Consider the following 26,443-nt stretch of genomic DNA (forward strand, 5'->3'; position numbering starts at 1 on the left):
GGAGATAAAATGAAGAAGATCATTTGTTTAATATGCATATTGTGCATGGCTGTACTCTGTACCGCCTGCGGAAATGAAACAGTTGGTGAAGGGGGAAAGGAGATAGTGTTCCAGTTTAACGATGAGAACATCTATCTTGACGAGGTTTTCATCTATGCCATGACCACCAAGGAGGAGTACGAGCGGGAATACGGGGAGAATATCTGGGGAAAGACCATAGTTACAGATGATGGGATTGAGACAGACGTTGAGGAAATGGCGAAAAAGGAGGTAATCTCCAATATCGTTACAAATAAGGTGCTTATAGCCCACGCTGCTGATTACGGAATAAGTCTTTCCGTGGAGGAAGAGAATGAAGCGGATTCCAAGGCTGAAGAATTCTACCAGAATCTTACAGAAGATCAGCTGAGTGAAATGCGGTTCAATGATAGAGAAACAATTAAAAAGGTGTTAAAGGAAAATGCTCTGGCAGATAAGGTCTATGCCCATATCATGAAGGATAATACCTCTGAGGTTTCGGATGAGCAGGCAAGGATGACCACATTCTACGATCTGTTCTTCGAGTGCTATTACGAGGATGAATTTGGTAATATTGTTCCTTACAGTGATGACCAGGTTGCCACCCAGAAGGAAAATGCGGATTCCACATATAAGACTATTACGGAGGATTCAAACCGTAACGGAGTGAACATCGCATTCTTCGCTTCAAACTATAATCTTAAATATGCCGGAAGTCATACCATGAGCAGTCAGGAGATAGAGGATACTTATGGTGAGGATGTGAAGAATACTCTGTATGATATGCAGAACGGTGATGTGAGCAAGGTTATAAAGCTTGATGACGGATATCATATATTCCAGATGACAGCATTAACCGACGAGGACGCAACCGCCCAGAACAAGGATCAGATGAACCGCAAAGCAAATCAAGAGTATTTCGATAACATAGTAAGCGGCTGGATCGAGAAGCTTGATCCCGGTTATACCTATAGTAAGCGTGTAAATATGGACGTATACAACAAGATCTGGTTATATACTCTGTGAGCATGGGTGTACAACCAGATCGAGTTTAAAGATCGGGTTTGAATGATCTTATTTTCTTCCTGTTGAACCGAAGCCGCCTGCACCACGCTTGGTTTCCTCAAGCTCATCAACCACCTGGAACACGCCTGTGACATAAGGGGTGATGACCATCTGAGCGATACGCTCACCAGGTTCAACTGTGGCAGCAGAGAGGGAGTGGTTGTGGAGTGCCACCATGAATTCACCTCTGTAGTCAGAGTCTACAACGCCTACCTTATTTGCAGGGGCGAGACCCTTCTTTGAAGCGAGTCCGCTTCTGGCATATATGAGACCTGCATATCCCACAGGAATCTCCATTGCAAGTCCTGTGTGTATCATAACCGTTTCTCCCGGTTCGATGGTGACAGGTGCCTCAAGGCAGGCATACAGGTCTGCACCTGCTGCATACTCTGAGCCGTAGGTAGGAAGAATGGCATTTTCGTTAAGCTTCTTTACATTAATGTTGAATGTCATGGTAGTGTCCTCTTTCGTTTCATTTTTTTTATCTTGTTTTATCTTGTTTTGTCGTATCTTGTTTTGATTAGCTGTGCCTTGTTTGTGGTTTATTTGTGCTTTAAAAGAAAGCTCCCTTTTCATCCCACAGCACAAGCTGGCCTGTGGCAAGAGATTTCTGTACATCTATGATCCTTTGGTTTCTTGAACCTCGGAATTTCAGGTTGAGATCCTTTTCTTCTTCAATGAACTTCCCATCTACCATTATATCGAAGTAGGAGAGCAGCTCCGGAGTGAATTCCCATTCCTTGCACATCTTAGGAAGAATGTATTCAGTGAAGTCATATCCGGTGTAACACCAGATGGTCTTGTCTGGGTAAGCTTCCTTGAAGCGGCGTACCAGCGGCAGCAGTCCCATCTGGTTCACATATTCCATAGGCTCGCCACCTAAAAGGGAGAGACCGGATATGTATGATGGCTTGCAAGCCTCTATAATAAAATCTATTTCCTTTTCCGTAAAGGGCTTTCCGTAGGAGAAATCCCAGGTTTCCTGATTGAAACAATTCTTGCAGTGGTGGGTACAGCCGGACACGAAGAGTGATACTCTTACACCTGTGCCGTTTGCCACATCATAGGATTTGATATCTGCATAATTCATATGGATTATTCCTTTCACTTTCGTAACTCCCGTTGGGGGAGCTGACATCAAAAAAGTTCCGTAAAATGAAGTATGGCCCGCTTGCCCTCTACGACATGCAGACCATACAAAATTGAAATTATTAATGCACAAAATTAAAAATACGAAATTTAATCTGTTCACAAATAATAATATATCTTATATATGTAAAATATGCAAGATGTTTTTTTGAAATGTTTATTAAAAACTAATTTTACAGGTGGAGTACTCTGGCTCCAAGCTCCTTAGTCTTTCCTACATTCCAGAAGTTCTCTCCAAGGTATCCGCAGGTTCTTCTGGTTACATTCATCTTGGCATGATCCTTGTTGCCGCACTGTGGACATTCCCACTCGCCTTCATTGTTTATGATTATCTCGCCGTCGTATCCGCATACATGGCAGTAGTCAGACTTTGTGTTGAACTCTGCATACTGGATATTATCGTAGATATATCTTACAACTTCAGCAAGGGCGTCAAGGTTATTTCTCATATTTGGAATTTCTACATATGAGATAGCACCACCGCTTGATATATTCTGGAACTGGCTTTCAAATCTGAACTTGCTGAAAGCGTCGATCTTCTCACGGACATCAACATGGTATGAATTGGTGTAGTAGCCCTTGTCTGTAACATCCTTGATAGTGCCGAAGCGTTCCTTGTCGATACGTGCGAATCTGTAGCAGAGGCTCTCTGCCGGTGTTCCGTATAAGCCGAAGCCAAGACCGGTATCTGCCTTCCATTTGTCGCAGGCTGCACGAAGATGTTTCATGACCTTAAGGGCAAATTCCTCACCCTTAGGATCTGTATGGCTTACACCTGTCATGAGCTTAGTCATCTCATATACGCCTATATATCCAAGAGATATTGTTGAATATCCGTTGTGTAAGAGTGGATCGATGACCTCACCCTTCTTAAGTCTTGCGATAGCACCATACTGCCAGTGGACAGGGCTTACATCTGAGGTTACACCCTCAAGGGCTCTGTGACGGCACATAAGTGCATCGTAGCAGAGCTGAAGTCTCTCGTCCAACAGGCTCCAGAACTTATCCTCATTGCCCTTTGAAAGGATGGCAATCTGAGGGAGGTTAAGGGATACAACACCCTGATTGAAACGTCCTTCCCACTTGTAATTACCATTTTCATCCTTCCATGGAGATAAGAATGAACGGCATCCCATACATGAGAATACATTTCCCTCGTAGTTCTCACGCATTTTCTTTGCTGAGATATAGTCAGGATACATTCTCTTGGCTGAACACTTGATGGCAAGCTTGGTAAGATAGTCGTATTTGCCGCCCTTTAAGCAGTTATGCTCGTCAAGAACATAGATAAGCTTAGGGAAAGCAGGTGTTACATACACACCAACCTCATTCTTTATTCCTTCGATACGCTGACGAAGGATCTCCTCTATTATCATGGCATTTTCTTCTACGTACTCATCATTCTCATCGAGGTTAAGGAAGAGAGTGACAAAAGGAGACTGACCGTTTGTGGTCATAAGGGTATTTATCTGATACTGGATAGTCTGTACGCCTGAACGGAGCTCATCATTTACACGCTCACGTACAAGAGTGTCTATGGTTTCCTGATCGATAGTGTCGCCAACGGCAGCGGAAATCTTCTTCTGGTACTTGTCGTGACTCTTTCTGAGGTATTTGCCCAGATGTCTGATGTCCACGCTCTGTCCGCCGTACTGGCTTGAAGCAACAGACGCAATGATCTGTGTAACTATGGTACATGCAACCTGGAAGCTCTTAGGGCTCTCGATAAGCTTGCCGTTCATAACTGTTCCGTTGTCCAACATGTCGCCTATGTTTATAAGGCAGCAGTTAAATATAGGCTGGAGGAAATAATCCGCATCATGGAAGTGGATAGCACCTTCCTCATGAGCCTTTGATATCTTCTCAGGAAGAAGCATTCTCTTGGTAAGATCCTTTGAAACCTCGCCGGCAATAAGGTCACGCTGTGTTGAGGCAACAGTTGCGTTCTTATTGGAATTCTCCTCCATTACATCCTTATTTCTGTTCTGGATGAGGCTTAAGATAGAGTCATCAGTGGTGTTTGCCTTTCTGATGAGCTCACGGCTGTAACGGTAGATTATGTAGGTCTTGGCAAGGACAAATTTGCCGTCCTCCATAAGCTTCTGCTCGATGATATCCTGGATATCCTCAACCAACATTCTCTTTCTGTGCTTGGCCTCTATTCCTTCTACTATTTCTTCAATTTTCTCGTCGCTGATCTTCTCACACGGCTCAACCTCTGCGTTGGCCTTGCGGATAGCAACCATAATCTTGTTACGGTCGTATGTGACCGCTCTGCCATCTCTCTTGATTACCTGCATGGTCGTTTTTCTCCCCTTGGTTTTAACAAATAATGCCTGTTTTGCGCAAAAAAATAGCGATTTTCAAAATTTTGTGTCTCAAAAATCGTTATTAAGTCCCAGCGGTCAGAGTGTATCTCTCTGCCGTACAAGTTTGGATTATAGCACCTGAAAAATTATTTGTCTATATAGAATCACACAAAATATTGAAAAGATAAATTATGTAAACACAATATGTGGTATTAGTTTAGAATATGTGATGAATGAAAAAATAAACAAAGTTCCTTGGCAAATATGCAGAAAATCACAAATGAGCCCCTGCAAATGTGGAAAAAGTATGAATTTATGGTGTAATCACTATACTTTTAATTTGAAATGTGATATAAACCTAAAATAGGTGAAGGCATACCATGTTGTGCCGGATACAGGTTTGATAAGCTTTATATAATGAAAGAAGAGGTATATTGATAATGAGAAAATTTAAGAGAACATTTGCAGTAGCTATTGCTCTTGCAATGTCAGTTTCAATGTTTTCAGGCTGTGGAGATAAGAAGGACGGCGGTACGATCTCTGACGCAACAGCAACAGACGCCCAGTCAGCTTCTACAGAGGAGACAACATTAGCAACAGATAATATGGATCTTGACAAGTATATTTCATACTATGCAGAGAACGTAACTCTCGGAGATTACAAGAATATCGAGTACAGCTACGAGGTTGCTGCAGTAAGTGATTCAGATATCCAGAGCAGTGTGGATTCGTTCTTGAGCGAGAACGCTACATATGACGAGGACAAGGAAAGTGAAGCGAAGACAGGCGACACTGTGAATATTGACTTTACAGGAAAGATCGATGGTGTTGAGTTCGACGGCGGATCAGGAACAAATTATGATCTTGTTCTTGGAAGCGGTTCATTTATAGACGATTTCGAGGACCAGATAGTGGGACATAAGGCAGGAGATACATTCGATGTGGCGGTTACATTCCCTGACGACTACGGAAACGATGACTTAAATGGTAAGGATGCTGTATTTACAACAACTCTTAACTATATAAAGCTTACCCACACCCCTGAGCTTACAGATGAGCTTGTTGCGGAGAATACTGATTTCAGCAATGTAGCCGATTACAAGCAGGATCTTAAGAACAATCTGTACAACAGCAACAAGGAGAACGCACTTGCTGCAGTACAGAACAAGGTTATGACAACAGCCATTGATAACTCAACCATAGAGAATATTCCTGAGGATGAGGTTGCCCAGACTGCAAATGATATTATCGCAAAGCTTAAGCAGACGGCTTCAAGCTACAATATCGAATTTACAGATTACATCAATTATGCATACGGCTATGATGACGAGGAGAAGTTCAATGAGTATGTAACAACCGTATGTCAGGAGACTGTTAAGGAGAAGATGGTTGTATGTGCAGTTGCAAAGGCTGAGAATATCACAGTTACTGACGCTGATGTGGACGCATATGTAAACAAGATGGCTGAAGACTACAGCACAGATGCAAGTACAGTAAAAAGCACATATAAGGAAGCTGACCTCAGATACTATACTCTTGCAGAGAAGGTTATGAATTTCCTTATTGAGAACGGTAAGAATACATCAAACAATATCAATCCTCTTGATGATGAGACAGAGGCCCCTGCTGTAGATGAGACTACAGAGGCTGACACAGCCGAGGACGCTGCTTCTACAGAGGAAACAGAGACAACAACAGAGGAATAAAAAGTATGAAGAAGAGGATTATAGCTGTTACACTTACATGTGTTCTTGGTCTCTCAATGCTTGCAGGCTGCGGAAAGACAGTAAGTGATTATGACAGATACAGTGCATGTGCCACTATAGGAAGCTATGAGGGACTTGAGTATGTTCCTGCTTCAAGAGAGTTAGCTGATGATGCGGTGCAGAATAAGATAGACCAGTTCTGTAACCAGAATTCAGTGAAGTCTGAGGATAAGGAAAGTGCCATTAAGAGCGGTGACGTGGTGAATATCAACTATGTCAAGACTGTTGACGGAGAAGAAGTCAGCAGTGAAAAATCTGATGACGGATACGAGCTCACAATAGGAAATAATGTACTTGGAGATGGTTTTGACGATCAGCTTGTGGGTGTTAAGCCGGGAGAGAGTAAGACAGTAACCGTTACATATGCCGAGGACAATGCAGATACAACCCTTGCAGGTAAGACAGCAGAGTTTAAAGTGGATGTTAATTATATTTCAGTTACAACAATACCTGAGTACACAAATGAACTGGTAAATAAGGCAACAGACGGTGAGTATACAACTACAGAAGCGTACACACAGTACCTTACAGAGCAGGCTACAGATGAGAAGAACAGAGAGGCAGACAATGCTGACAGATCTTCGGTGCTTAAAGAATTGATAGCCAATACAACATTTACCAAGTATCCTGAGGACGAGGTTAAGTCATATATGAACTCTATTGTGTCAAACCTCGAGAGCACTGCAAGCCAGTACGGAATAGGTATTGAGACATACGCAGGATATATGGGATACAACAACGAGGCTGATTTCCTTAATTACCTCTATACATCTGTTGAGAATGTAATGCAGGAGAAGATTGTTGTTACCATTATTGCAGAAAAGGAAGGACTTAATGCTACAGATGATGATCTTGCAGCATACAAGCAGAGCCTTGCAGATGATTACAGTGTAGAGGTTTCTGATATAGAAACATATTATTCAGACAGCGATCTCAGATTTTATACAACAGAAAAGAAGGTCCTTGACTATCTTGTAAGCAAAGGTAAGCAGGTGGAGAGTACCGAGGAGAGTTCAGAGGCTGCAACCGAGACCGGGGATACAGATGAAGCAACATCGGAGACCGAGACCGCATCAGAGACTGAGGCTGCATCAGAGGCAGATACTGTTCAGTAGATTTTGACAGAGATATTGATTGATATATGATTGCAGTCGGCAGTGGGACTAAAAAGACAAAACCATTGTATAAAAAATCGCAAAATATAGGTTGAAATGGGAAAAGGCATATGATATAATTCATAAGGCTTGTAGCACACGCTATGGCTTTTGTATCATAAACGCAGTTGTGGCGGAATTGGCATACGCGCATGATTCAGGTTCATGTCCACTTACGTGGGTGTGGGTTCAAGTCCCATCAACTGCATAGAGGATGTAAATAACTACATCCTCTTTTCTTTTGAGTAAGGTAAAGAATTTTTAGGAGGTTATTTTTTATGGCTGAGAAAAAGACAATAGTTACTTATAAAGGTCTCAAGGATATTGAGGGAGAATTACAGGATTTAAAAGTAAACAAACGTAGAGAGATCGCTGCAAAGATCAAGGAAGCCAGAGAACAGGGTGACCTTTCTGAGAATGCTGAGTATGATGCAGCTAAGGACGAGCAGAGAGATATAGAGAATAGGATTGAACAGTTAGAGGCAATTCTTAAGAATGTTGAAGTCGTTGACGAGGACGAGGTTGACACAGATACAGTTGGTATCGGATGTACAGTCAAGGTATTTGATTATGAATTCGATGAGGAGATCGTATATGATATTGTTGGCTCAACCCAGGCAGATATCATGAAGAACAAGATTTCCGACGAGTCACCTGTAGGAATGGCATTAAAAGGTGCCAAGGTTGGTAGTGAAGTGACAGTTGAAGCTCCTGACGGAGAGTTCAAGTACAGAGTATTGGAGATTAAGAGACAGGAGATGTAGTACATATCCATTTGCAATGAATATGTGTGATATTGACGTGTCATCAGATATATAAAGATATTTTTGAATTTTGATTATTAGATTTTAAGGTGAAGAAATGGCAGGACAGAATAACAACAATCAGGAAAAGGCACAGGATTTAAATCAGCTCAGAAAGGTTCGTAGAGAGAAGCTCGCTAACCTCCAGGCTGAGGGAAAGAATCCATTTGCTATTACAAAGTATGATGTAGATACACATGCAAATGACTGTAAGGAAAAGTATGACGAGTACGAAGGAAAGAATGTAAGCATTGCAGGTCGTCTCATGGCGAAGCGTGTAATGGGTAAGGCTTCCTTCTGTAACGTACAGGATATATCAGGAAACATCCAGTGCTATGTTGCAAGGGATGAGATCGGTGAGGAGCCATATGCAGGCTTCAAGAAAATGGATATCGGTGATATCGTTGGAATAAAGGGCTTTGTGTTCACCACAAAGATGGGAGAGATCTCTATTCATGTTAAGGAGATCACACTTCTCTCAAAGAGTCTCCAGATCCTTCCGGAGAAGTTCCATGGTCTTACAGACACAGATATGAGATACAGACAGAGATATGTTGATCTTATTATGAACGAGGAGTCCAAGAAGACATTCATTACCCGTTCAAGGATCATAAGCGAGATCAGAAGATGGTTAGACGGACAGGGCTTCCTTGAGGTTGAGACACCTATGCTTGTGTCAAATGCCGGCGGTGCTGCTGCAAGACCATTTGAGACCCACTACAATGCTCTTGATGAGGACGTTAAGCTTCGTATTTCCCTTGAGTTATACCTTAAGAGACTTATCGTAGGCGGACTTGAGAAGGTATACGAGATCGGTCGTGTATTCAGAAACGAAGGCGTAGATACAAGACACAATCCTGAGTTCACACTTATGGAGCTCTATCAGGCATATACTGACTACTACGGAATGATGGATCTTACAGAGAATCTCTTACGTCATCTTGCAGAGACAGTATGCGGAAGCAGCAAGATCACATACAACGGTATCGAGCTTGACTTCGGCAAGCCATTTGAGAGAATTACAATGAATGACTGTATCAAGAAGTATACAGGCATTGATTTTGATACAGTTAAGAGCGATGAGGAAGCTAAGAAGCTGGCAGACGAGCACCATGTAGAGTATGAGGATCGTCATACAAAGGGCGATATCATCAACCTTTTCTTCGAGGAATTCTGTGAGGAGAAGCTGGTACAGCCTACGTTTGTTATGGATCATCCGCTTGCTATCTCACCACTTACCAAGAAGAAGCCTGAGGATCCTGAGAAGGTTGAACGTTTCGAGCTTTTCATCAATACATGGGAGATGTGTAACGCATACTCCGAGCTTAATGATCCTATTGATCAGAGAGAGCGTTTCGCAGCCCAGGACGCAGCATTTGCAGCAGGCGATGAGGAAGCAAACCATACAGACGAGGATTTCTTAAATGCTCTTGAGGTTGGTATGCCACCTACAGGCGGTATCGGATACGGTATTGACAGACTGGTAATGCTCCTTACAGACAGTGCAGCGATCCGTGATGTACTGCTCTTCCCGACGATGAAGTCTATTGATAAGTAGGAATGCAGGAAAATCAAGGGTTTCAGAGCGTGGATGTACTAAAATATATAGTTGGTCAAGGGGTTTTGACCAAGATTTGACCAATTTTTGGCATAGTCAAAAAAAGATTAGTACAGGTTAGTACAGATTGCTTAGTCTGAAAAATTAAAGATTGTATTACTTAGAGGACATTTTCTAAAGAAATTTAGAAGATGTCCTCTTTTTGCGTTATAGGAACAATTGAAATACCGAAAGGAGAATAGCATGGAACACACAAAGGCATATCAGGAATTTAAGAAGAATGGTAATACAAAGTTTGTAAGATATAGCGAAGGAGCAGAAATGTATCATATGAGCGTATCAAAGTTTATGCAAATGGCTAAGGATGCCAAAGCAATCTATAAGTTAGGACAGTTAGTACTTGTGAATTTAAAAATATTTGATGAGTACATTGAGACATTCCATATAGTTGATGATGAATTTTATAAGTAGGTGAAAAGGATGGTAACACAATTACAGCCGGATGTTAGGGCTTATCTTCATGGTGGGGAGGTAATAAAAAGATACATAAGGGTCGAAGAGGTGGCTCATGAATATGGATTTAGTGTTGAGGAAACTGAATATATAGCTAAGGCTGCAAGTTCTTTATACAAGCTTACCCGTATTCATTTGGTAAAAAAGGAAAGGTTTGATGAGTTTATGAAACACATATATAAAGTGCCGGGAACAAATAAGCAGATAATCAAAAAGTTTGCGAGAATTGGAGAAGCTTCAATTATATACAGTATTGGAAGGCATAGGTTTATCGAGCTGGCTAGAGCAGCAGGTGCTACATATAAAATAAATGAGGGGACAGGAGGGACTGTACTGGTTAATTTAGAAATATTTGATAATTACATGGAGCAATTCAGACAACCTGTAAGACCTTTGAAAGAGCCGTTATACGGACAGGAAGAAGGTGAATTGAATGAGTAACTCATATAAGTTCTATTCAGATACAAAAGACATTATGAAAAAATATGTAAATGCTACTGAGGGAGCCATTATTTATGGCATAAGTAAATCAAGGATTATGGTTTTGGCTTCAGAAGCAGGGGCAGTATATAAGGTTGGAAATTCAGCATTGATTAATACAGATATTTTTGAAATGTATTTGGAGAAATTTAAGGAACCAACAAGACCATTGCCCAAACATATTTGGAATAAATTGTCAAGCGAAGATAAAAAAGACCACAATAGTACCTGTTTTGATAAAAAAGACCCGTGATTGTCACTTTCGGCATTATAGAAACTAATGTAATATATGGACATTCCAAGAAAAACTTGGGATGAACAATTTAATAATCAGTTACAGATTTGCAAAGTAGTTTGCACTGCAGAGTATCTGTAGGTAGTAAATTTACGGGGCATGTACCTGGAAGATGAAAGTCACAGCTATCATATTAGTAGCCTGATGGATCGAAAGATGAAGGGTGAGAAGTTGGATGGAAATCTGGAAAAAGGATTCGGCATGTTGCGTAAGGATAATCAACCACAGAGGGCGAGAAGTTTGTCCTTATCCTCAAAAGGCTAAAAGAGGAGATAGTGCTTCTGATAATTCAGAAGGGCGTCGTGAAACACATTTTGTGGCTCGTCTGTAACTCCCGGAGGTGAGAACACCTCTTTGTACACGGGGCGATATAGGAGTCTAGAAGACTGGCGTGTACCTACATGCTTAGCATTAAGCATAGCCATGTAGACTATATCACTTCCAAATTCAAATTTTGTCTATATGGCAACCAAGACTGATTCAGAGACTAAGGAAGCACTTGAAGGAGCAGTATTCGGTTTATTTGCGAACCACAATGCTTGCAAACTCAGAGTTTGTGGCACTTTTGAAGCAGGCAAACACAGACAGTTCCAAGATGGCAGAGGTTATCGGAGTATCAGAAGCACAGCTTAGATTTGTAACCAATACTGCATCGGGAATGGGACTTATCAAGTGCGGTTCAGTGGTGATTCCTTTTGATAATCAGATCAGTAAGGATACAGATTTGTACAGGCTGTATAATACCAACATTCATGAGAAGATTGCGGAACAGAAGAAAAAAGAAGCAATGCTGCAGTGATAACAGATGAATTTTTATAGAATCTATAGTATAATCAAGAGGTCGGATGAATATCCGACCTTGATGATAATAAATTAGATATTCCCTATTTTAAAGAAAAAAGCATATAAGATTCGATATGAAAAATAAATAAGGAAGCAGTTCTAAAATGTATCATTTGTACCGGAGAACATGTGGCTGGATTTTAAGATATGCATATCGTACACTTTGACGAGAATATGTTGATTGGGGATGCAGCGGACCTGGATGCATTTATGGAAATGTATGGTGTGGAAGTAATTTCCAAGGAATATTTGTAATTATTAGGGAAAAGAAAATTTGAATTTGCACTTCCATAAGGTGAAATGTATTGACACAAAAAATACAGTATGATAGTATTGCCATTAGAAGAAAGAAAGGCACATTTTGTGTAAGGTGAGGAAATGATTAATAGATAATTTGATTTAAGTAAGACACATATAGTTATTGAGCCTGTAGAGAATAGGTTTGTTTTGTGTACGCTTAAGTTGGATTATCGCAAGAGGCATTTCCTTTGTTTTCCTTTTGGAAAAGAAATAAGGGTCTATTTAGCGAGTCTATTTTTGCGTATGCAAAAAAGACTCGTTTTTGTGTGTTCAAAATAATAATTGGCTCAGACTTCGAAAAGGAGAAACTTTAATGTTGCAGATAAAAAAATTAAATTTAACACATAAAAAAGACCTGAGAATAATTCTTAATGATTTCAACCTTGTGCTAAATGATGGAGATAAGGCAGTTATTATTGGAGAAGAGGGAAATGGGAAATCGACATTAATGAAGTGGATATACAATCCGTCGCTTGTAGAAAACTATATAGAAGCAGATGGGGAAAGGATAATGGGACACGAACGTCTTGGTTATCTTCCGCAGGAGATGCTCGATGAAGATAAGGAAAAAACAATATACGAATATTTTTCTGAAGAGGAAATATTCTGGGAGAAAACGCCTAAAGAATTGTCTGTTATTGCGGGAAAATTTGGAATGAAAAATGATTTTTTCTACAGTAACCAGACAATGGGTAGTCTTTCAGGAGGCGAAAAAGTCAAGACACAACTTATGAGGCTTTTCATTCGCGATGTTTCTGTGCTGTTGTTGGACGAACCTTCCAATGACATCGACATTGCGACGCTTACATTACTGGAAAAAATCATAAATGACTGGAAGCACATTGTGCTTTTTATTTCACACGATGAAACGCTGATAGAGCGTACTGCCAACATGGTGATACATATCGAGCAGATTATACGAAAAACAAAGGCGAGATATACCGTGGCAAAGCTTCCCTATAGACGCTATGTGGAAGAACGGCTTCATAAATTTGAAATCCAAAAACAGCGGGCACTGAGTGACCGTAGGGAGAAAAAGATTCGCGATGAAAAATATCAAAGAGTTATGCAGAGTGTACAAGGTGCATTAAGAAGTTGTACCAGACAAGCACCGTCTGTTGCCAAAAACTTAAAGGACAAAATGCATACGGTTAAGGCAATGGAACGAAGATTTGAAAAAGAAGATGAAAATATGACTCAGATGCCGGAACAGGAAGAAGCAATCTTTGTCAAATTAGGGGATGAAAACTCACACATTCCCGCAGGAAAAACGGTCATAGAATATGAACTTTCAAAGCTTGTGACTCCGGATGGCAAAAGAATTTTAGCAGAAGGAATTCATTTAAAAATAAAAGGTTCAGAAAAAATCTGTATGATAGGAGCCAACGGGGCAGGAAAAACGACTCTTCTAAAAAAGATAGCGGAAGAACTCCTAAATCGGAATGACATTAAAGCAGAATATATGCCTCAAACTTATGAAGACCTGCTGGATTTGGATGTTACACCGGTTGATTACCTTGATAAAACAGGAGATAAAGAAGAGCGTACAAGAATTAGAACATACCTTGGTTCACTTAAATACACACCAGATGAAATGGAGCATCCGATTCGGGAGTTATCAGGCGGACAAAAGGCGAAAGTGCTTCTCTTGAGGATGAGCTTAAGTGGTGCAAATGTTCTTATTCTGGATGAACCGACAAGAAATTTTTCACCATTGTCCGGTCCGGTAATAAGAAAAATGCTCCGAGAATTTCCGGGGGCTGTCATTAGCATTTCTCACGATAGAAAGTATATTGAAGAGGTGTGCGATAAAATATATCAGCTAAATCCTAATGGATTACAGCTAATTGGTGATTGATAACAAAAAGGATGAAAGACTGACAAATTTCAGGCTTTTAGTGAGTTGGAAAGCATACAAAGATTTGAATTTGGAGGATAGATTATGGTACGTACAGAAGATGCATGTGAAATTATAAAATATGCTTTGCAAAACGAAATTAAAGTATATTTAGATGGCGGATGGGGTGTTGATGCACTTCTTAAAAGAGAATCAAGAATACACAATGATATTGATTTGTTTGTTGAACTGAAACATTATCATGATTATATTTATGTGATTAAGCAGCATGGATTTGAGGAAGTAAATACTGATTATACAACGGATGGTCATACTGTCTGGAAAGATGATAAACAAAGAATCATTGATTTACATTGTTTTGAATTTACAGATGACGGAATTGTTTATGAGGGAGATATATTTCCATCAAAAACTTTTTCCGGTATTGGAAAAGTTGGAGATATAACTGTTTCTTGTATTGAACCATTGAGTCAGGTAATGCTTCATTTGGGATATGAACACGATAAAAATGATGTGCATGATGTGATGCTGTTGTGTGAAACATTTCAAATAGCAATACCAGATGAATATAAGGAAAAGTAAAATTTCAGTTTCATGTTGTTTTTAATAATTGAATATTGAATGATTTTACATAGCCGTTAAGGAGTAATTTTTGCTCCCTAGCGGCTTATTTTATTTTTCAAAGTAGGAGGTGAGAAAATTGAAAATTAGAAAGGTTGATGACAAGCCAATGGTCATTCACACCAAGGAGAAAGCCAAGATTCATGCCCACGAGCCAAAGGGTGCCAAGATTAAAGGCAGCAACATCTATACAGTAGAGAGAGGTCCTAAAACTATCGGTGCAAAGGTATCTGATGATAAAAAAAAGTCCTATCGCAAGAGCACCATTCATCAGTCAGAGCCGAAGAATAAGGGATTATCAAGATTCAAGCGAAACCTTAAAGAATCAAACATTTCCATCAAGACCAAGAACACCAATATTCACATTGCAGGAAGAACAGGAGCACTTGCAGCTGGGGCAGTAACGGAGCAGGTGGAGGGTGGGCAGGAGGTATCGCAGGCAGCATATCTTGCATATGAATCAAGCCGACCTGTTACCGGAACTGCTTCTAAGGGTGCAGCACTTTTCAGGAAAAAGGCGGCAGCCGAGGCAAAGAAGCGTATCAAGAAGGTAGAGGCAGGAAAGAAGCTGGCAAAAAAGACAGCAAAGAAAGCTGCCAAAGATACAGCCAAGACGGTAGCTAAAGAGACGGCAAAAGAAACAGCCAAGATTACTGCCAAGGTTGCAACGAAAACTGCTACAAAGGCAGCTGCTACAGCGGCAGGAACAGCGGTTGCACCGGGAGTAGGAACTGCAATCGGCATGGTAGCCGGATATGCTGCAGGTGTGTCCATAGAGGTCAAGGATGAAAAGATGACCAACCGGAGCAGGAAGATAAAATTCTTTCTGGATAAGATGAAAGCACAGGAGAATCAGACAGACAGCGTGGCAAAGCTGGTAAAGGATCTGATTGTGCGAAAAGCGATTACCTGGGTAAAGGCAGCGGCACCGATTGTCGGACTGGTGCTGTTGTTACTTGTTCTTGTAGTTGCCACGATTGCTGTTCCGGTTATTGCGGCGATAGCAATCCTTTACAATTCTCCATTTGCTTTATTCCTGCCACCACTTGAATCAGGAGATACCGTGCAGACAGTAACGAGTGCTTATGTGCAGGAGTTTAACCGGGATGTGAACACGAAAGTGAATGAGCATACCGGATATGACCTTGGAGAGCTTGTATATGTGGATTATGAAGGTATGGAAGAAAACCCAAGCAATTACTATGACATCATGGCAGTCTATATGGTCAAGCATGGTGTCGGAGATACTGCAACAGTCATGAATGATACTTCTAAAGGCTGGCTGCAGGCAGTTGTAAATGATATGTGTTCATACACCACAAGCACAGGAACAAAGGATGTGGAAGAAACGGATGCAGACGGCAATGTGACTACTGTCACGAAGTCTGTTCTGTATGTGAATGTAACGCTGAAATCGTACAGGGATATGATTTCGGTCTATGGGTTTAACTCTGATCATGTGGAAATGCTTGAGCAGATCATGAGTCCGGAGTTTATGGGACAGCTTGGATATGCCGGAAGCGGAAGTGGCGGCGGAGGCGGAAGTCCGGGAGTAAGCTCCATGACTGAGGATGAAATCAATGCCATCCTAAACGAAATTACAGACAGCAGGCAGAAAACAGTCTGCTCCTATGCACTACACAGAGTTGGTTTTCCTTATAGTCAGGATTTAAGAGACAGCGGTAACTATTATGACTGCAGTTCCTTAGCCTATTATTCATGGAAAGATGCAGGCGTGGATATTAGTTATGGCGGTGCAACCACAGCGGCAGCGGAGGCACAGGGACTTGATGAAGCCGGAAAGACTGTCTCCTTTGATGAGTTACAGCCGGGAGACCTTATCTTTTACAGTTTTACAAGCAATGGAAGATATAAGAACATCAGCCATGTGGCAGTATATGTCGGAAATGGCAAGGTGGTAGAGGCACTTAATGAAAGTCTTGGTGTGGTCTACAGGGATGTGGCAAGCACAGGAAAGATTGTTGTGATAGGAAGACCATAACAGGAAATTTGCAGAGAGGGCATAGTCCCTCTCTGAGACTGGAGGTAAGAATGGATTTAAAAGATATGATACTGGTAACAGAAAACGACAGGGGAACAGAGACAAATATGCTGATGACTCTGGATGATTATAAGAGTTTTATAGCAATTGATGATATGTCAGAGCTTGCAGAAAATTTGTTGCAGCTTGGAAGGACACTTGGTGAAGCAGATAACTTCACAGAGTATTACAGGGCAGCAAATGTAACTGTATCTGCGAGATTCTGTCTGGATGATATTCAGCTCGGACATTTTCTTCAGGGATTTTATAACGATTCCAAAGAATTCCGGTTTGATAAAGAAGCCAGTTCTTCTGAATGTGTTGCAAAGCTTAAGGAGATTGGAATGACCGATAAGGGCTGGGTGGATGATTTTAACCTGCATTATGAAATGGAGAACCGCTCATTTGAAAGGGGACAGACATTTCATAACTTCAATGACCATGATTACATGGTGCTTGAAGCATTATCACCAAGGAATCTTGTGGTGATGGATATGAAGTCAGGTTCCCTTACAATCGCCCTTGGTGCGACAGAGTATAAGCGTTATCCGAAGGATGAGAAGCCTACAAAGGACAATACCACAATCGGGGTATCGTGGGAGCATGGCATTTATCTAGGTTCCACACTTTCAACTACAAATTTCAAGGCATACAAGAGGGAGTATGGCACACCGGAAAAGATAGAGGATATCTATGATTACAGGGCAAAGCTAAAGCAGAAGTTCTATTTTTATCAGGATATGTCAAAGGATGATGATGTACCAAAGAAGCTGCAGAATGACTTCCTTCACCAGATGTATGAGGATTTTGGAACGATTGAAGAGGACTGTTTTTACGACAGGCTGGAAGATGCCTATGCAAGAATTAAGGAACCGGAGAAAGAGGAGACACAGAAGCAGGAGCGTACACAGGAAATGCCGGAGTTTTCCGTAACTGTAACACCTTATGAGAGGGAAGGTAGTAACATCAAGGGACTTGCACGCATTTATTTTGAAAACAGTTTCATCGTAAATAACATCAATATCGTGCAGGGCAAAGAGAAAATCTTTGTATCAATGCCTTCTTATAAGACAAAGCAGGTGGACGAGCAGGGCAAGCCAATCTACCAGGATGTCTGCTATCCGGTCACAAAGGATTTCAGGGAAAAACTCTATAATGAGATTATCTCTGAATATGAGAAAGCAAAGGATAAGAGCAACGAAAATGCAAGAGAGAGTGCAGAGAAACATCATGGCAATCCCGATAAAGAGAAGGACAAAGAGGCGACGCCCTTTCGATAATCAGTAATCAGAGTACAGGGGCGGCCAAGGCTGCCCCATTTACAGAATGGAGGAAACAGAATGGATATGGAAGCAGGAAAAACACTTACCAATGAGGAGGTCATAAGAGAACTTCTCGACTTATTAAAGAAAAATGCCATGAAAGAGCAGGCAAACGATGTATTTGAGATATGCAGCTATGTGGATGGACTGGAGAAAAAGATTGATTCCATGACGGAAGAACTCACCAATATGCAGAACCAGATCAAAGAAATGCAGGAAGATACTCTTGTCAATAATGCTAAAAAGGGCTTGACAAATAAAGGGTTAAGGAATATAATTAGATTCAGTATTATACAAGGAGTTAATAAATATGCGGCAAGGTATTCTTAAATAAACTGTCAATTTGATAGTGGGAACAAAAAGTAGCAGTCCCGTTTCACTTTTAATATGGGGCTTAGTTTTTTGTACCCAGTTTAAGAATACTTTTATCATGTAATTTTATATGCCCGAAAACATATAAGTGTTTTGGGGCTATTGGAGTTATTTACCCAGTGATAGGAGTATTTATCACTGGGTATTTTTATGCCCTTTTTTGGGTGTTGATAGGAGGAAAATCACATGAAAATAATTAACTTAGGCATTCTGGCTCACGTTGACGCAGGAAAGACAACATTAACGGAGAGTTTATTGTATACCAGTGGTGCAATTGCAGAACCAGGGAGCGTAGATAAAGGCACAACAAGGACAGATACAATGAATTTGGAGCGTCAAAGGGGAATCACTATCCAGACAGCAGTGACATCTTTTCAGTGGGAGGATGTAAAAGTCAACATTATAGATACGCCAGGCCATATGGATTTTTTGGCGGAAGTATACCGTTCTTTATCCGTATTAGACGGAGCAGTATTATTAGTTTCTGCAAAGGATGGCATACAGGCACAGACCCGTATACTGTTTCATGCACTACAGACAATGAAGATTCCGACAATTTTTTTCATCAATAAAATTGACCAAGAGGGGATTGATTTGCCAATGGTATATCAAGAAATGAAAGCAAAGCTTTCTTCGGAAATTATAGTGAAGCAAAAGGTTGGGCAGCATCCCCATATAAATGTAACGGACAATGACGATATGGAACAGTGGGATGCGGTAATTATGGGAAACGATGAACTATTAGAGAAATATATGTCAGGGAAACCGTTTAAAATGTCAGAACTGGAACAGGAAGAAAACAGGAGATTCCAAAACGGAACGTTATTTCCCGTTTATCACGGAAGCGCTAAAAACAATCTGGGGATTCGGCAGCTTATAGAAGTGATTGCCAGTAAATTTTATTCATCAACGCCTGAAGGTCAATCTGAATTATGCGGACAGGTTTTTAAGATTGAATATTCAGAGAAAAGGCGGCGTTTTGTTTATGTGCGTATATATAGCGGAACATTGCATTTGAGGGATGTTATTAGAATATCTGAAAAAGAGAAAATAAAAATCACAGAGATGTGTGTTCCGACAAACGGTGAATTATATCCATCCGATACAGCCTGCTCTGGTGATATTGTAATTTTACCAAATGATGTTTTGCAGCTAAACAGTATTTTGGGGAACGAAATGCTGTTGCCGCAGAGAAAATTTATTGAAAATCCTCTCCCTATGCTCCAAACAACGATTGCAGTAAAGAAACCTGAACAGCGGGAAATATTGCTTGGGGCACTTACAGAAATTTCAGATGGCGACCCTCTTTTAAAATATTATGTGGATACTACAACGCATGAGATTATACTTTCTTTTTTGGGGAATGTGCAGATGGAAGTCATTTGTGCCATCCTTGAGGAAAAATATCATGTGGAGGCAGAAATAAAAGAGCCTACTGTTATATATATGGAAAGACCGCTTAGAAAAGCAGAATATACCATCCACATAGAAGTCCCGCCAAATCCTTTCTGGGCTTCTGTCGGGTTGTCCATAGAGCCGCTCCCTATTGGAAGCGGAGTGCAGTATGAAAGCAGAGTTTCACTTGGATATTTAAATCAATCGTTCCAAAATGCGGTTATGGAGGGGGTTCTTTATGGCTGCGAGCAGGGGCTGTATGGATGGAAAGTGACAGACTGTAAAATCTGTTTTGAATATGGATTGTATTATAGTCCTGTAAGTACCCCCGCAGACTTTCGGCTGCTTTCCCCTATCGTATTGGAGCAGGCTTTAAAAAAAGCAGGGACAGAACTATTAGAGCCATATCTCCACTTTGAAATTTATGCACCGCAGGAATATCTCTCACGGGCGTATCATGATGCTCCAAGGTATTGTGCAGATATTGTAAGTACTCAGATAAAGAATGACGAGGTCATTCTGAAAGGAGAAATCCCTGCTAGATGTATTCAAGAATACAGGAACGATTTAACTTATTTCACAAATGGGCAGGGAGTCTGCTTGACAGAGTTAAAAGGATACCAGCCAGCTATTGGTAAATTTATTTGCCAACCCCGCCGCCCGAATAGCCGTATAGATAAGGTTCGGCATATGTTCCACAAGTTAGCTTAACAGCTTGCAAAAGTCATATAAAATGAGATTTGAAAGGATTAGAGACTAATTATGATGAAATGCGAATGGATATTGTGTCCTGTTTGAGGGAGCAAAACCCGTAATAAAATTAGGAAGGACACTGTTTTGGAGAATTATCCCCTTTATTGTCCAAAATGCAGACAAGAAAGATTGATTAAAGTTGACAACTTGAAGATAACTGTCATCAAAGAGCCAGACGCTTAAGACGCAGAGCCGATTATTTTTGTAATATATTAGAGCATCTAGAAGAAACTATTTATCAAATTTTATGAAAAGGAATGAGCATATGTTTGGAGAAACATTGCATTGCGGTGAACTTATAAAGAGACTTAACGATGCACTTGGAAGAAAGGCTAATAATACGTTGATGTGCAATGATGTCACCCTTTCGCAGATTAAGGTCCTCGCAACTATCAGCGAGGCAGCCGATGAGACGATAACGCTAAAAGAACTTGAAAAGCATTTTGAAGTTAAACAGGCAACGATGGCAGGAATTGCTGCACGTCTGGAAAAAAATGGGATGATAGAGGGGTTTTATGATTCAAATGATAAAAGAATCAAACATGTAAAGCTCACGGCAAAAGGTGAGGAGATATGCAAGACGGCAAGAGCTTCAATGGATGAAAATGAGAGGGAACTTTTAAAGGCACTTAATGATGATGAAAAAGGACAGCTTAGAAATCTTTTGCAGAAAGTATATGACAGTATCAAGTCATGCTGACTGTAGACTTATAAGGTGAATTTAATCGAAGGGAGAATGATAAAAATATGATAAAAACATTAGCAAAATGTATGGGCAAATATAAAAAAGAATCAATTATAACGCCAATATTTACTGCAGTTGAAGTTTTTTTGGAAATTCTTATTCCATTTATAACAGCCTCAATAATTGATAAAGGAATACAGGCCGGAGATATGAGAAAGGTTGGTATTTATGGTGGAATAATGCTTATTATAGCATTTTTGAGCCTTTTTTGTGGTATACAGGCAGGAAAGTATGGGGCGGCAGCATCAACAGGATTTGCGTGTAATCTGAGAGAGAAAATGTATGAAAATATACAGACATTTTCATTTTCTAATATTGATAAATTCAGTACAGCAGGTCTTGTAACACGTATGACAACTGATGTAACTAATGTACAGAATGCTTATCAGATGATAATAAGGAGTGTTGTGAGAGCACCTCTCATGATGATTTGCAGTATTACAATGTGTGTAATAATAAGTCCGAGATTAAGTATTATATTTCTTGTTGCACTTATATTTTTAGGATTTGTACTTTTCTTTATTATATATAAAGTAACACCGGTTTTTACATCAGGTTTTGAAAAATATGATGAACTCAATGCGAGCGTTCAGGAGAATATTTCAGGAATCCGTGTTGTTAAGGCATTTGTACGTGAGGAGCATGAAAATAAAAAGTTTAATAAAGCGGCAGATAATCTTTATAAAACATTTGTTAAAGCCGAGTCATTTCTTGCATTTAACAATCCGACTATGATGCTTGTTGTATATGGATGTATTGTTGCATTGTCATGGTTTGCTTCACATTTTATTGTGTCGGGTTCAATTACAACTGGTAATCTTACATCAATGTTCAGTTACGTAATGAACATGCTTATGGCACTTATGATACTTTCAATGATATTTGTAATGGTTTCAATGAGTGCGGCAAGTGCAAGGCGTATTTCAGAAGTTCTTAATGAAAAAGCGGACCTTGCCAATCCGGAAAAACCTTATGAAGAAGTGGAAGACGGAAGAATCGATTTTAATCATGTTAATTTTTCATACAGAAAAAACAGTACAGAGGATACTTTACATGATATTGATATTCATATTAATGCAGGTGAGACAATTGGTATTATTGGTGGTACAGGATGCGGAAAATCAAGTTTTGTGAGCCTTATAAGCCGTCTTTATGATGTTACTGAAGGTTCTGTATGTGTTGGCGGAAAAGATGTAAGAACTTATGATATGGATGCACTCCGTAATCAGGTGGCTGTAGTATTACAGAAAAATGTCCTGTTTTCAGGAACAATACTTGACAATCTCAGATGGGGTGATGACAATGCTTCATATGAAGATTGTGTTGAGGCATGTAAACAGGCATGTGCTGATGAATTTATCGAGAGAATGCCTAAGAAGTATGATACATGGATAGAACAGGGCGGTACTAATGTTTCAGGTGGTCAGAGACAGAGACTCTGTATTGCGAGAGCATTGCTTAAAAAACCAAAGGTTCTTATTCTTGATGATTCGACAAGTGCTGTAGATACTGCAACAGACGCAAAAATCAAACAGGCATTTGCCCAGAAAATTCCGGGAACAACAAAGCTTATAGTTTCGCAGAGAATTTCAAGTATTCAGGATGCCGACAGAATTATTGTTCTTGAAGATGGAAAAGTCAGTGGCTTTGATACACATGAGAATCTTATGGAAAATAACAAAGTTTACCGCGAAATCTGTGAAGTTCAGATGCAGGGCGGCGGCGATTTCGACGAATCGGCAGAATAGTGAGAATAGGAGGAAGACATGAAAAATAAAAATGAGAACAAAGAGAAGAATCCGCTTTTATTATTAAAAAGACTTCTTTCTTATATAGTAAAAAATTATAAATTGGCATGTTTCATGGTGGTCGTTTGCATATTGGTTTCGGCACTTACGACATTATGTGGAACTTTATTTATACAGAAACTTATTGATAATTACATTGTGCCTCTTACCCAGATGGCAGTTCCTGATTATTCACCGCTTGCACAGGCTCTTTTAAAACTTGTAGCAATATTTGCAGTGGGTGTTTTATGTTCCTACGGATATAACAGAATTATGGTAAATGTTGGTCAGGGTACTATGAAAAAGCTCCGTACAGAGATGTTTACTAACATGGAATCACTTCCAATCAGATATTTTGATACACATGCACATGGAGATATAATGTCGGTATATACAAATGATATTGATACATTAAGACAGCTTATAAGCCAGAGTATTCCACAGGTTCTTAATTCACTTATAACACTTGTATCAACATTTGTAAGTATGATAGTTCTTGATATACCACTTACAATTGTATCTGTTATTATGGTTGCAATTATGCTTTTTGTGACATCAAAGCTTTCCGCTGCATCTGGCAGATATTTCATTGAACAGCAGAAAGATATCGGTAAAGTAAATGCTTATATTGAGGAAATGATGGAAGGGCAGAAGGTTGTTAAGGTATTCTGTCATGAGCAGGAAAGTCTTGAACAGTTTAAGCAGATTAATAACAAGTTAAGAGAAAGTGCCAACAATGCTAATAAAATTGCAAATATTACAATGCCTATCAATGAAAATATAGGAAATATAAGTTATGTTTTGTGTGCACTTGTAGGTGGTGTGCTTGCATTAAGCGGCTTTTCAGGACTTACAATTGGTACACTTGTAGCATTTCTTTCATTAAACAAGAGTTTCACACAGCCTGTAACAGAGATAAGCCAGCAGGTAAGCAGTATTGTAATGGCTATGGCAGGTGCCGGCAGGGTATTTGACCTTTGTGATGAAGTACCAGAGACAGATGAAGGTGATGTTGAACTTGTAAATATATGTTATGATTCAAATGGTGAAATCCATGAAACTGAAGAACTGACAGAGATGTGGGCATGGAAAAAACCAAATGCTGCAAACAAAGATGAAATGTATACAAGACTTCAGGGTGATGTTACATTTGATGGAGTTGATTTTGGATATAATCCTGACAAAATCGTGCTTCACGATATAAAAATGTTCGCAAAACCTGGTCAGAAGCTTGCGTTTGTAGGTTCTACCGGTGCCGGAAAGACAACAATTACCAACCTTATTAACAGGTTTTATGATATACAGGATGGTAAAATCCGTTATGATGGAATTAATATTAATCATATTAAAAAAGACGATTTACGCCGAAGCCTGGGCATTGTTTTACAGGATACCAACCTTTTTACAGGCACGATTATGGACAATATCAGATATGGAAGACTCAATGCAGCTGATGAAGAATGTATAGCTGCCGCAAAGCTTGCTAATGCTGATGGATTTATAAAAAGACTTCCTGATGGTTATAACACAGTGCTTACCGGCGGTGGTGCGAACCTTAGTCAGGGACAGCGTCAGCTTCTTGCAATAGCGAGGGCGGCAGTTGCAGATCCTCCTGTTCTTATTCTTGATGAGGCGACTTCTTCTATTGATACACGTACAGAAAAACTTGTACAGCGTGGTATGGATGCACTTATGACAGGAAGAACTTCATTTGTTATCGCTCATCGTCTTTCTACGGTACGGAATGCAGACTGTATTATGGTTATGGAACAGGGAAGAATTATTGAGCGTGGTACACATGACCAGCTTATGGAAGAAAAAGGCAGATACTATCAGCTTTACACAGGAAAGTCAATCAGTGCGTAAGATTTTGATTAATTGGTATTAAATAAACATTTCAAAAACACGGGGTATAAAAATATGAAATATGCTTATATTAACGGAAAAATACTTGACGGAACCAAAGATATGCAGGTAAAAGAGGGCTTCGTCATACTTACGGACAATGATAAAATTGAGGATATTGTCAAGGCAGGCACGGATTTGAATGGATATGAAAAAGTTGATTTAAAACGCAGATATATTATGCCCGGTCTTATAAATATGCATGTTCACCTTGCAGGTAATGGCAAGCCGCAGAAAAAACAGCGTGATAATGAGAAACTTGTAAAAATACTTATGGGAAATGCACTTATGCGTTCAATTGCATACGGTATGGTTGCCGGATTTGCAAAAACAGAGCTTATGAGCGGTGTGACAACAATAAGAACGGTTGGCGGACTTGGAAGTTTTGATACAAAATTAAGAGATGAGATTAATGCAGGAACAAAGATGGGACCTAGAATACTTGCCGCTAATGAAGGGATTTCCGTGCCTGGCGGACATATGGCTGGCTCTGTTGCTGTTGCGGCGGACAGTATAGATACAGCCTTAAAACATCTGGAGCAATCGGAAAAAGAAAAGGTTGATTTGATAAAGCTTATGATTACTGGCGGCGTAATGGACGCAAAAGAAAAAGGTGTTCCGGGTGAACTGAAAATGTCTCCGGAAATGGTAAAGGTAGTCTGTGACAAGGCACATGAAAATGGCTATTTAGTTGCTGCACATGTCGAATCTCCGCAGGGGGTGCGTGTTGCTCTTGAAAATGGTGTTGACTCAATTGAACACGGTGCAAAAATTGATGATGATACAATTAAGTTATTCAAGGAAAGAAAAGCATTTCTTTGCACAACAATTTCGCCTGCACTTCCGTATGCATTGTTTGATCGTTCGATTACCAACGCAACTGAAGTTGAACAGTTTAACGGAAATGTTGTGTTTGAGGGAATAATTGCATGTGCGAAAGCGGCACTTGAAAATGATATACCTGTCGTTCTTGGCAATGATGTCGGATGTCCGTGGATTACACAGTATGATTTCTGGAGAGAATTGTATTATTTCCACAAATATACGGGCGTTTCCAATGCGTTTGCACTGTATACGGCAACCGCAAGAGCTGCCGAAATGGCGGGAATCGGTGATATTACCGGTACGCTCGAAAAAGATAAATGTGCAGATATGATTGTAACCGAGGAAAACCCACTCGATGACCTCAGAGCATTACGACATGTAAAAATGGTTGTCGCAAGAGGAACGATTATGGAAAATCCTAAAGTTAAAATAAATAAGCGTGTCGAGACTGAACTTGATAAATTCCTATAAAAAAACCCCGCTGCGGCGGGGCTTTTTTATTCATATAGACCTATAGGACAAAATGTGTTGATAGAAACCGCCTTCAGCCCTTGAATTTCAAGGGC

The 26,443-nt window shown here is 40.1% G+C and carries 19 protein-coding genes, 1 tRNA gene and 5 pseudogenes; 22 read left to right on the forward strand and 3 right to left on the reverse strand.

Features of this window, described 5'->3' with window-relative positions:
* The first annotated feature begins 9 nt into the window (after positions 1-9).
* Positions 10-1,044 (forward strand): peptidylprolyl isomerase, encoded by a 1,035-nt coding sequence (locus tag DXB54_RS03865; protein WP_118694309.1) that lies wholly within the window; start codon positions 10-12, stop codon positions 1,042-1,044.
* Between the two features lie 48 nt (positions 1,045-1,092).
* On the opposite strand, the gene dut is transcribed toward DXB54_RS03865, so the two are convergent.
* The 3 genes from dut to nrdD form a co-directional block, all read right to left on the reverse strand.
* On the reverse strand, positions 1,093-1,536 hold the full coding sequence (gene dut, locus DXB54_RS03870; RefSeq protein ID WP_021938795.1) for a dUTP diphosphatase: 444 nt from the start codon (positions 1,534-1,536) through the stop codon (positions 1,093-1,095).
* A 100-nt stretch (positions 1,537-1,636) separates the two neighbouring features.
* Complete coding sequence (gene nrdG, locus DXB54_RS03875; RefSeq protein ID WP_118694310.1) at positions 1,637-2,173, reverse strand: anaerobic ribonucleoside-triphosphate reductase activating protein; 537 nt, start codon at positions 2,171-2,173, stop codon at positions 1,637-1,639.
* Between the two features lie 232 nt (positions 2,174-2,405).
* On the reverse strand, positions 2,406-4,532 hold the full coding sequence (gene nrdD / locus DXB54_RS03880; RefSeq protein ID WP_021938793.1) for an anaerobic ribonucleoside-triphosphate reductase: 2,127 nt from the start codon (positions 4,530-4,532) through the stop codon (positions 2,406-2,408).
* 449 nt (positions 4,533-4,981) lie between these two features.
* Between nrdD and tig the strand changes: the two genes are divergently transcribed.
* The 21 genes and pseudogenes from tig to DXB54_RS03980 all read left to right on the forward strand — a co-directional run bounded on the left by tig (position 4,982) and on the right by DXB54_RS03980 (position 26,348).
* Positions 4,982-6,247: a trigger factor gene (gene tig / locus DXB54_RS03885; protein ID WP_118694311.1), complete on the forward strand. Its 1,266-nt coding sequence runs from the start codon at positions 4,982-4,984 to the stop codon at positions 6,245-6,247.
* Between the two features lie 5 nt (positions 6,248-6,252).
* Entirely contained in the window at positions 6,253-7,422 is a 1,170-nt protein-coding gene (locus tag DXB54_RS03890) for a trigger factor (protein WP_118694312.1), read from the forward strand.
* A gap of 163 nt (positions 7,423-7,585) precedes the next feature.
* Positions 7,586-7,669: transfer RNA gene (locus DXB54_RS03895), tRNA-Leu, on the forward strand.
* A 70-nt stretch (positions 7,670-7,739) separates the two neighbouring features.
* Complete coding sequence (gene greA / locus DXB54_RS03900; protein WP_021938790.1) at positions 7,740-8,225, forward strand: transcription elongation factor GreA; 486 nt, start codon at positions 7,740-7,742, stop codon at positions 8,223-8,225.
* A 97-nt stretch (positions 8,226-8,322) separates the two neighbouring features.
* Positions 8,323-9,816, forward strand: a pseudogene (gene lysS, locus DXB54_RS03905) (lysine--tRNA ligase); the annotation flags it as partial.
* A gap of 249 nt (positions 9,817-10,065) precedes the next feature.
* On the forward strand, positions 10,066-10,293 hold the full coding sequence (locus DXB54_RS03910; protein ID WP_022377868.1) for a DUF6462 family protein: 228 nt from the start codon (positions 10,066-10,068) through the stop codon (positions 10,291-10,293).
* A 9-nt stretch (positions 10,294-10,302) separates the two neighbouring features.
* Entirely contained in the window at positions 10,303-10,776 is a 474-nt protein-coding gene (locus tag DXB54_RS03915) for a DUF6462 family protein (RefSeq protein ID WP_022377867.1), read from the forward strand.
* Complete coding sequence (locus DXB54_RS03920; protein WP_022377866.1) at positions 10,769-11,068, forward strand: DUF6462 family protein; 300 nt, start codon at positions 10,769-10,771, stop codon at positions 11,066-11,068. Before DXB54_RS03915 ends, DXB54_RS03920 begins: the two co-directional genes overlap by 8 nt.
* 562 nt (positions 11,069-11,630) lie before the next feature.
* Positions 11,631-11,909 (forward strand): annotated as a pseudogene (locus tag DXB54_RS03925) (VirB4-like conjugal transfer ATPase, CD1110 family); the annotation flags it as partial.
* A 657-nt stretch (positions 11,910-12,566) separates the two neighbouring features.
* Positions 12,567-14,111, forward strand: a complete 1,545-nt coding sequence (locus DXB54_RS03930) for an ATP-binding cassette domain-containing protein (protein WP_009247522.1) — start codon at positions 12,567-12,569, stop codon at positions 14,109-14,111.
* A gap of 84 nt (positions 14,112-14,195) precedes the next feature.
* A complete protein-coding gene (locus DXB54_RS03935; protein WP_009247521.1) occupies positions 14,196-14,693 on the forward strand; it encodes a nucleotidyltransferase domain-containing protein in 498 nt (165 codons plus the stop codon).
* 148 nt (positions 14,694-14,841) lie between these two features.
* On the forward strand, positions 14,842-16,734 hold the full coding sequence (locus tag DXB54_RS03940; RefSeq protein WP_118694504.1) for a C40 family peptidase: 1,893 nt from the start codon (positions 14,842-14,844) through the stop codon (positions 16,732-16,734).
* Between the two features lie 50 nt (positions 16,735-16,784).
* Positions 16,785-17,684, forward strand: a pseudogene (locus DXB54_RS03945) (hypothetical protein); the annotation flags it as partial.
* Positions 17,685-17,687: 3 nt separating this feature from the next.
* A complete protein-coding gene (locus DXB54_RS12290) occupies positions 17,688-18,053 on the forward strand; it encodes a SpoVG family protein (protein ID WP_243104752.1) in 366 nt (121 codons plus the stop codon).
* Between the two features lie 60 nt (positions 18,054-18,113).
* Positions 18,114-18,350 (forward strand): annotated as a pseudogene (locus DXB54_RS03950) (DUF6674 family protein); the annotation flags it as partial.
* Between the two features lie 303 nt (positions 18,351-18,653).
* Positions 18,654-20,573, forward strand: coding sequence for a tetracycline resistance ribosomal protection protein Tet(O) (gene tet(O) / locus DXB54_RS03955; protein ID WP_118694314.1), 1,920 nt, complete (start codon positions 18,654-18,656; stop codon positions 20,571-20,573).
* 51 nt (positions 20,574-20,624) lie between these two features.
* Positions 20,625-20,823: pseudogene (locus DXB54_RS03960) on the forward strand (cysteine-rich KTR domain-containing protein).
* Positions 20,824-20,880: 57 nt separating this feature from the next.
* Entirely contained in the window at positions 20,881-21,315 is a 435-nt protein-coding gene (locus tag DXB54_RS03965) for a MarR family winged helix-turn-helix transcriptional regulator (protein ID WP_158550875.1), read from the forward strand.
* Between the two features lie 47 nt (positions 21,316-21,362).
* Positions 21,363-23,108 carry an ABC transporter ATP-binding protein gene (locus tag DXB54_RS03970; protein WP_117761255.1) on the forward strand — a complete coding sequence of 582 codons (1,746 nt, stop codon included), beginning with the start codon at positions 21,363-21,365 and terminating at the stop codon, positions 23,106-23,108.
* A gap of 18 nt (positions 23,109-23,126) precedes the next feature.
* Positions 23,127-25,013, forward strand: a complete 1,887-nt coding sequence (locus DXB54_RS03975; protein ID WP_117761253.1) for an ABC transporter ATP-binding protein — start codon at positions 23,127-23,129, stop codon at positions 25,011-25,013.
* Positions 25,014-25,067: 54 nt separating this feature from the next.
* Entirely contained in the window at positions 25,068-26,348 is a 1,281-nt protein-coding gene (locus DXB54_RS03980) for an amidohydrolase family protein (protein WP_117529001.1), read from the forward strand.
* Positions 26,349-26,443: the final 95 nt, after the last annotated feature.

The organism is Coprococcus sp. OM04-5BH (assembly GCF_003482105.1).
Taxonomy (GTDB): Bacteria; Bacillota; Clostridia; order Lachnospirales; family Lachnospiraceae; genus Coprococcus.

Excerpts from the sequence above, each read along its gene's own strand:
- DXB54_RS03970 (WP_117761255.1), top strand. The coding sequence starts at position 21,363 with ATGATAAAAACATTAGCAAAATGTATGGGCAAATATAAAAAAGAATCA.
- DXB54_RS12290 (WP_243104752.1), top strand. The coding sequence starts at position 17,688 with ATGCCGGAGTTTTCCGTAACTGTAACACCTTATGAGAGGGAAGGTAGT.
- DXB54_RS03980 (WP_117529001.1), top strand. The coding sequence starts at position 25,068 with ATGAAATATGCTTATATTAACGGAAAAATACTTGACGGAACCAAAGAT.
- DXB54_RS03915 (WP_022377867.1), top strand. The coding sequence starts at position 10,303 with ATGGTAACACAATTACAGCCGGATGTTAGGGCTTATCTTCATGGTGGG.
- DXB54_RS03930 (WP_009247522.1), top strand. The coding sequence starts at position 12,567 with ATGTTGCAGATAAAAAAATTAAATTTAACACATAAAAAAGACCTGAGA.
- DXB54_RS03965 (WP_158550875.1), top strand. The coding sequence starts at position 20,881 with ATGTTTGGAGAAACATTGCATTGCGGTGAACTTATAAAGAGACTTAAC.
- DXB54_RS03910 (WP_022377868.1), top strand. The coding sequence starts at position 10,066 with ATGGAACACACAAAGGCATATCAGGAATTTAAGAAGAATGGTAATACA.
- DXB54_RS03935 (WP_009247521.1), top strand. The coding sequence starts at position 14,196 with ATGGTACGTACAGAAGATGCATGTGAAATTATAAAATATGCTTTGCAA.
- DXB54_RS03890 (WP_118694312.1), top strand. The coding sequence starts at position 6,253 with ATGAAGAAGAGGATTATAGCTGTTACACTTACATGTGTTCTTGGTCTC.
- nrdG (WP_118694310.1), bottom strand. The coding sequence starts at position 2,173 with ATGAATTATGCAGATATCAAATCCTATGATGTGGCAAACGGCACAGGT.
- DXB54_RS03940 (WP_118694504.1), top strand. The coding sequence starts at position 14,842 with ATGGTCATTCACACCAAGGAGAAAGCCAAGATTCATGCCCACGAGCCA.
- DXB54_RS03865 (WP_118694309.1), top strand. The coding sequence starts at position 10 with ATGAAGAAGATCATTTGTTTAATATGCATATTGTGCATGGCTGTACTC.
- DXB54_RS03975 (WP_117761253.1), top strand. The coding sequence starts at position 23,127 with ATGAAAAATAAAAATGAGAACAAAGAGAAGAATCCGCTTTTATTATTA.
- greA (WP_021938790.1), top strand. The coding sequence starts at position 7,740 with ATGGCTGAGAAAAAGACAATAGTTACTTATAAAGGTCTCAAGGATATT.
- DXB54_RS03920 (WP_022377866.1), top strand. The coding sequence starts at position 10,769 with ATGAGTAACTCATATAAGTTCTATTCAGATACAAAAGACATTATGAAA.
- nrdD (WP_021938793.1), bottom strand. The coding sequence starts at position 4,532 with ATGCAGGTAATCAAGAGAGATGGCAGAGCGGTCACATACGACCGTAAC.
- tig (WP_118694311.1), top strand. The coding sequence starts at position 4,982 with ATGAGAAAATTTAAGAGAACATTTGCAGTAGCTATTGCTCTTGCAATG.
- dut (WP_021938795.1), bottom strand. The coding sequence starts at position 1,536 with ATGACATTCAACATTAATGTAAAGAAGCTTAACGAAAATGCCATTCTT.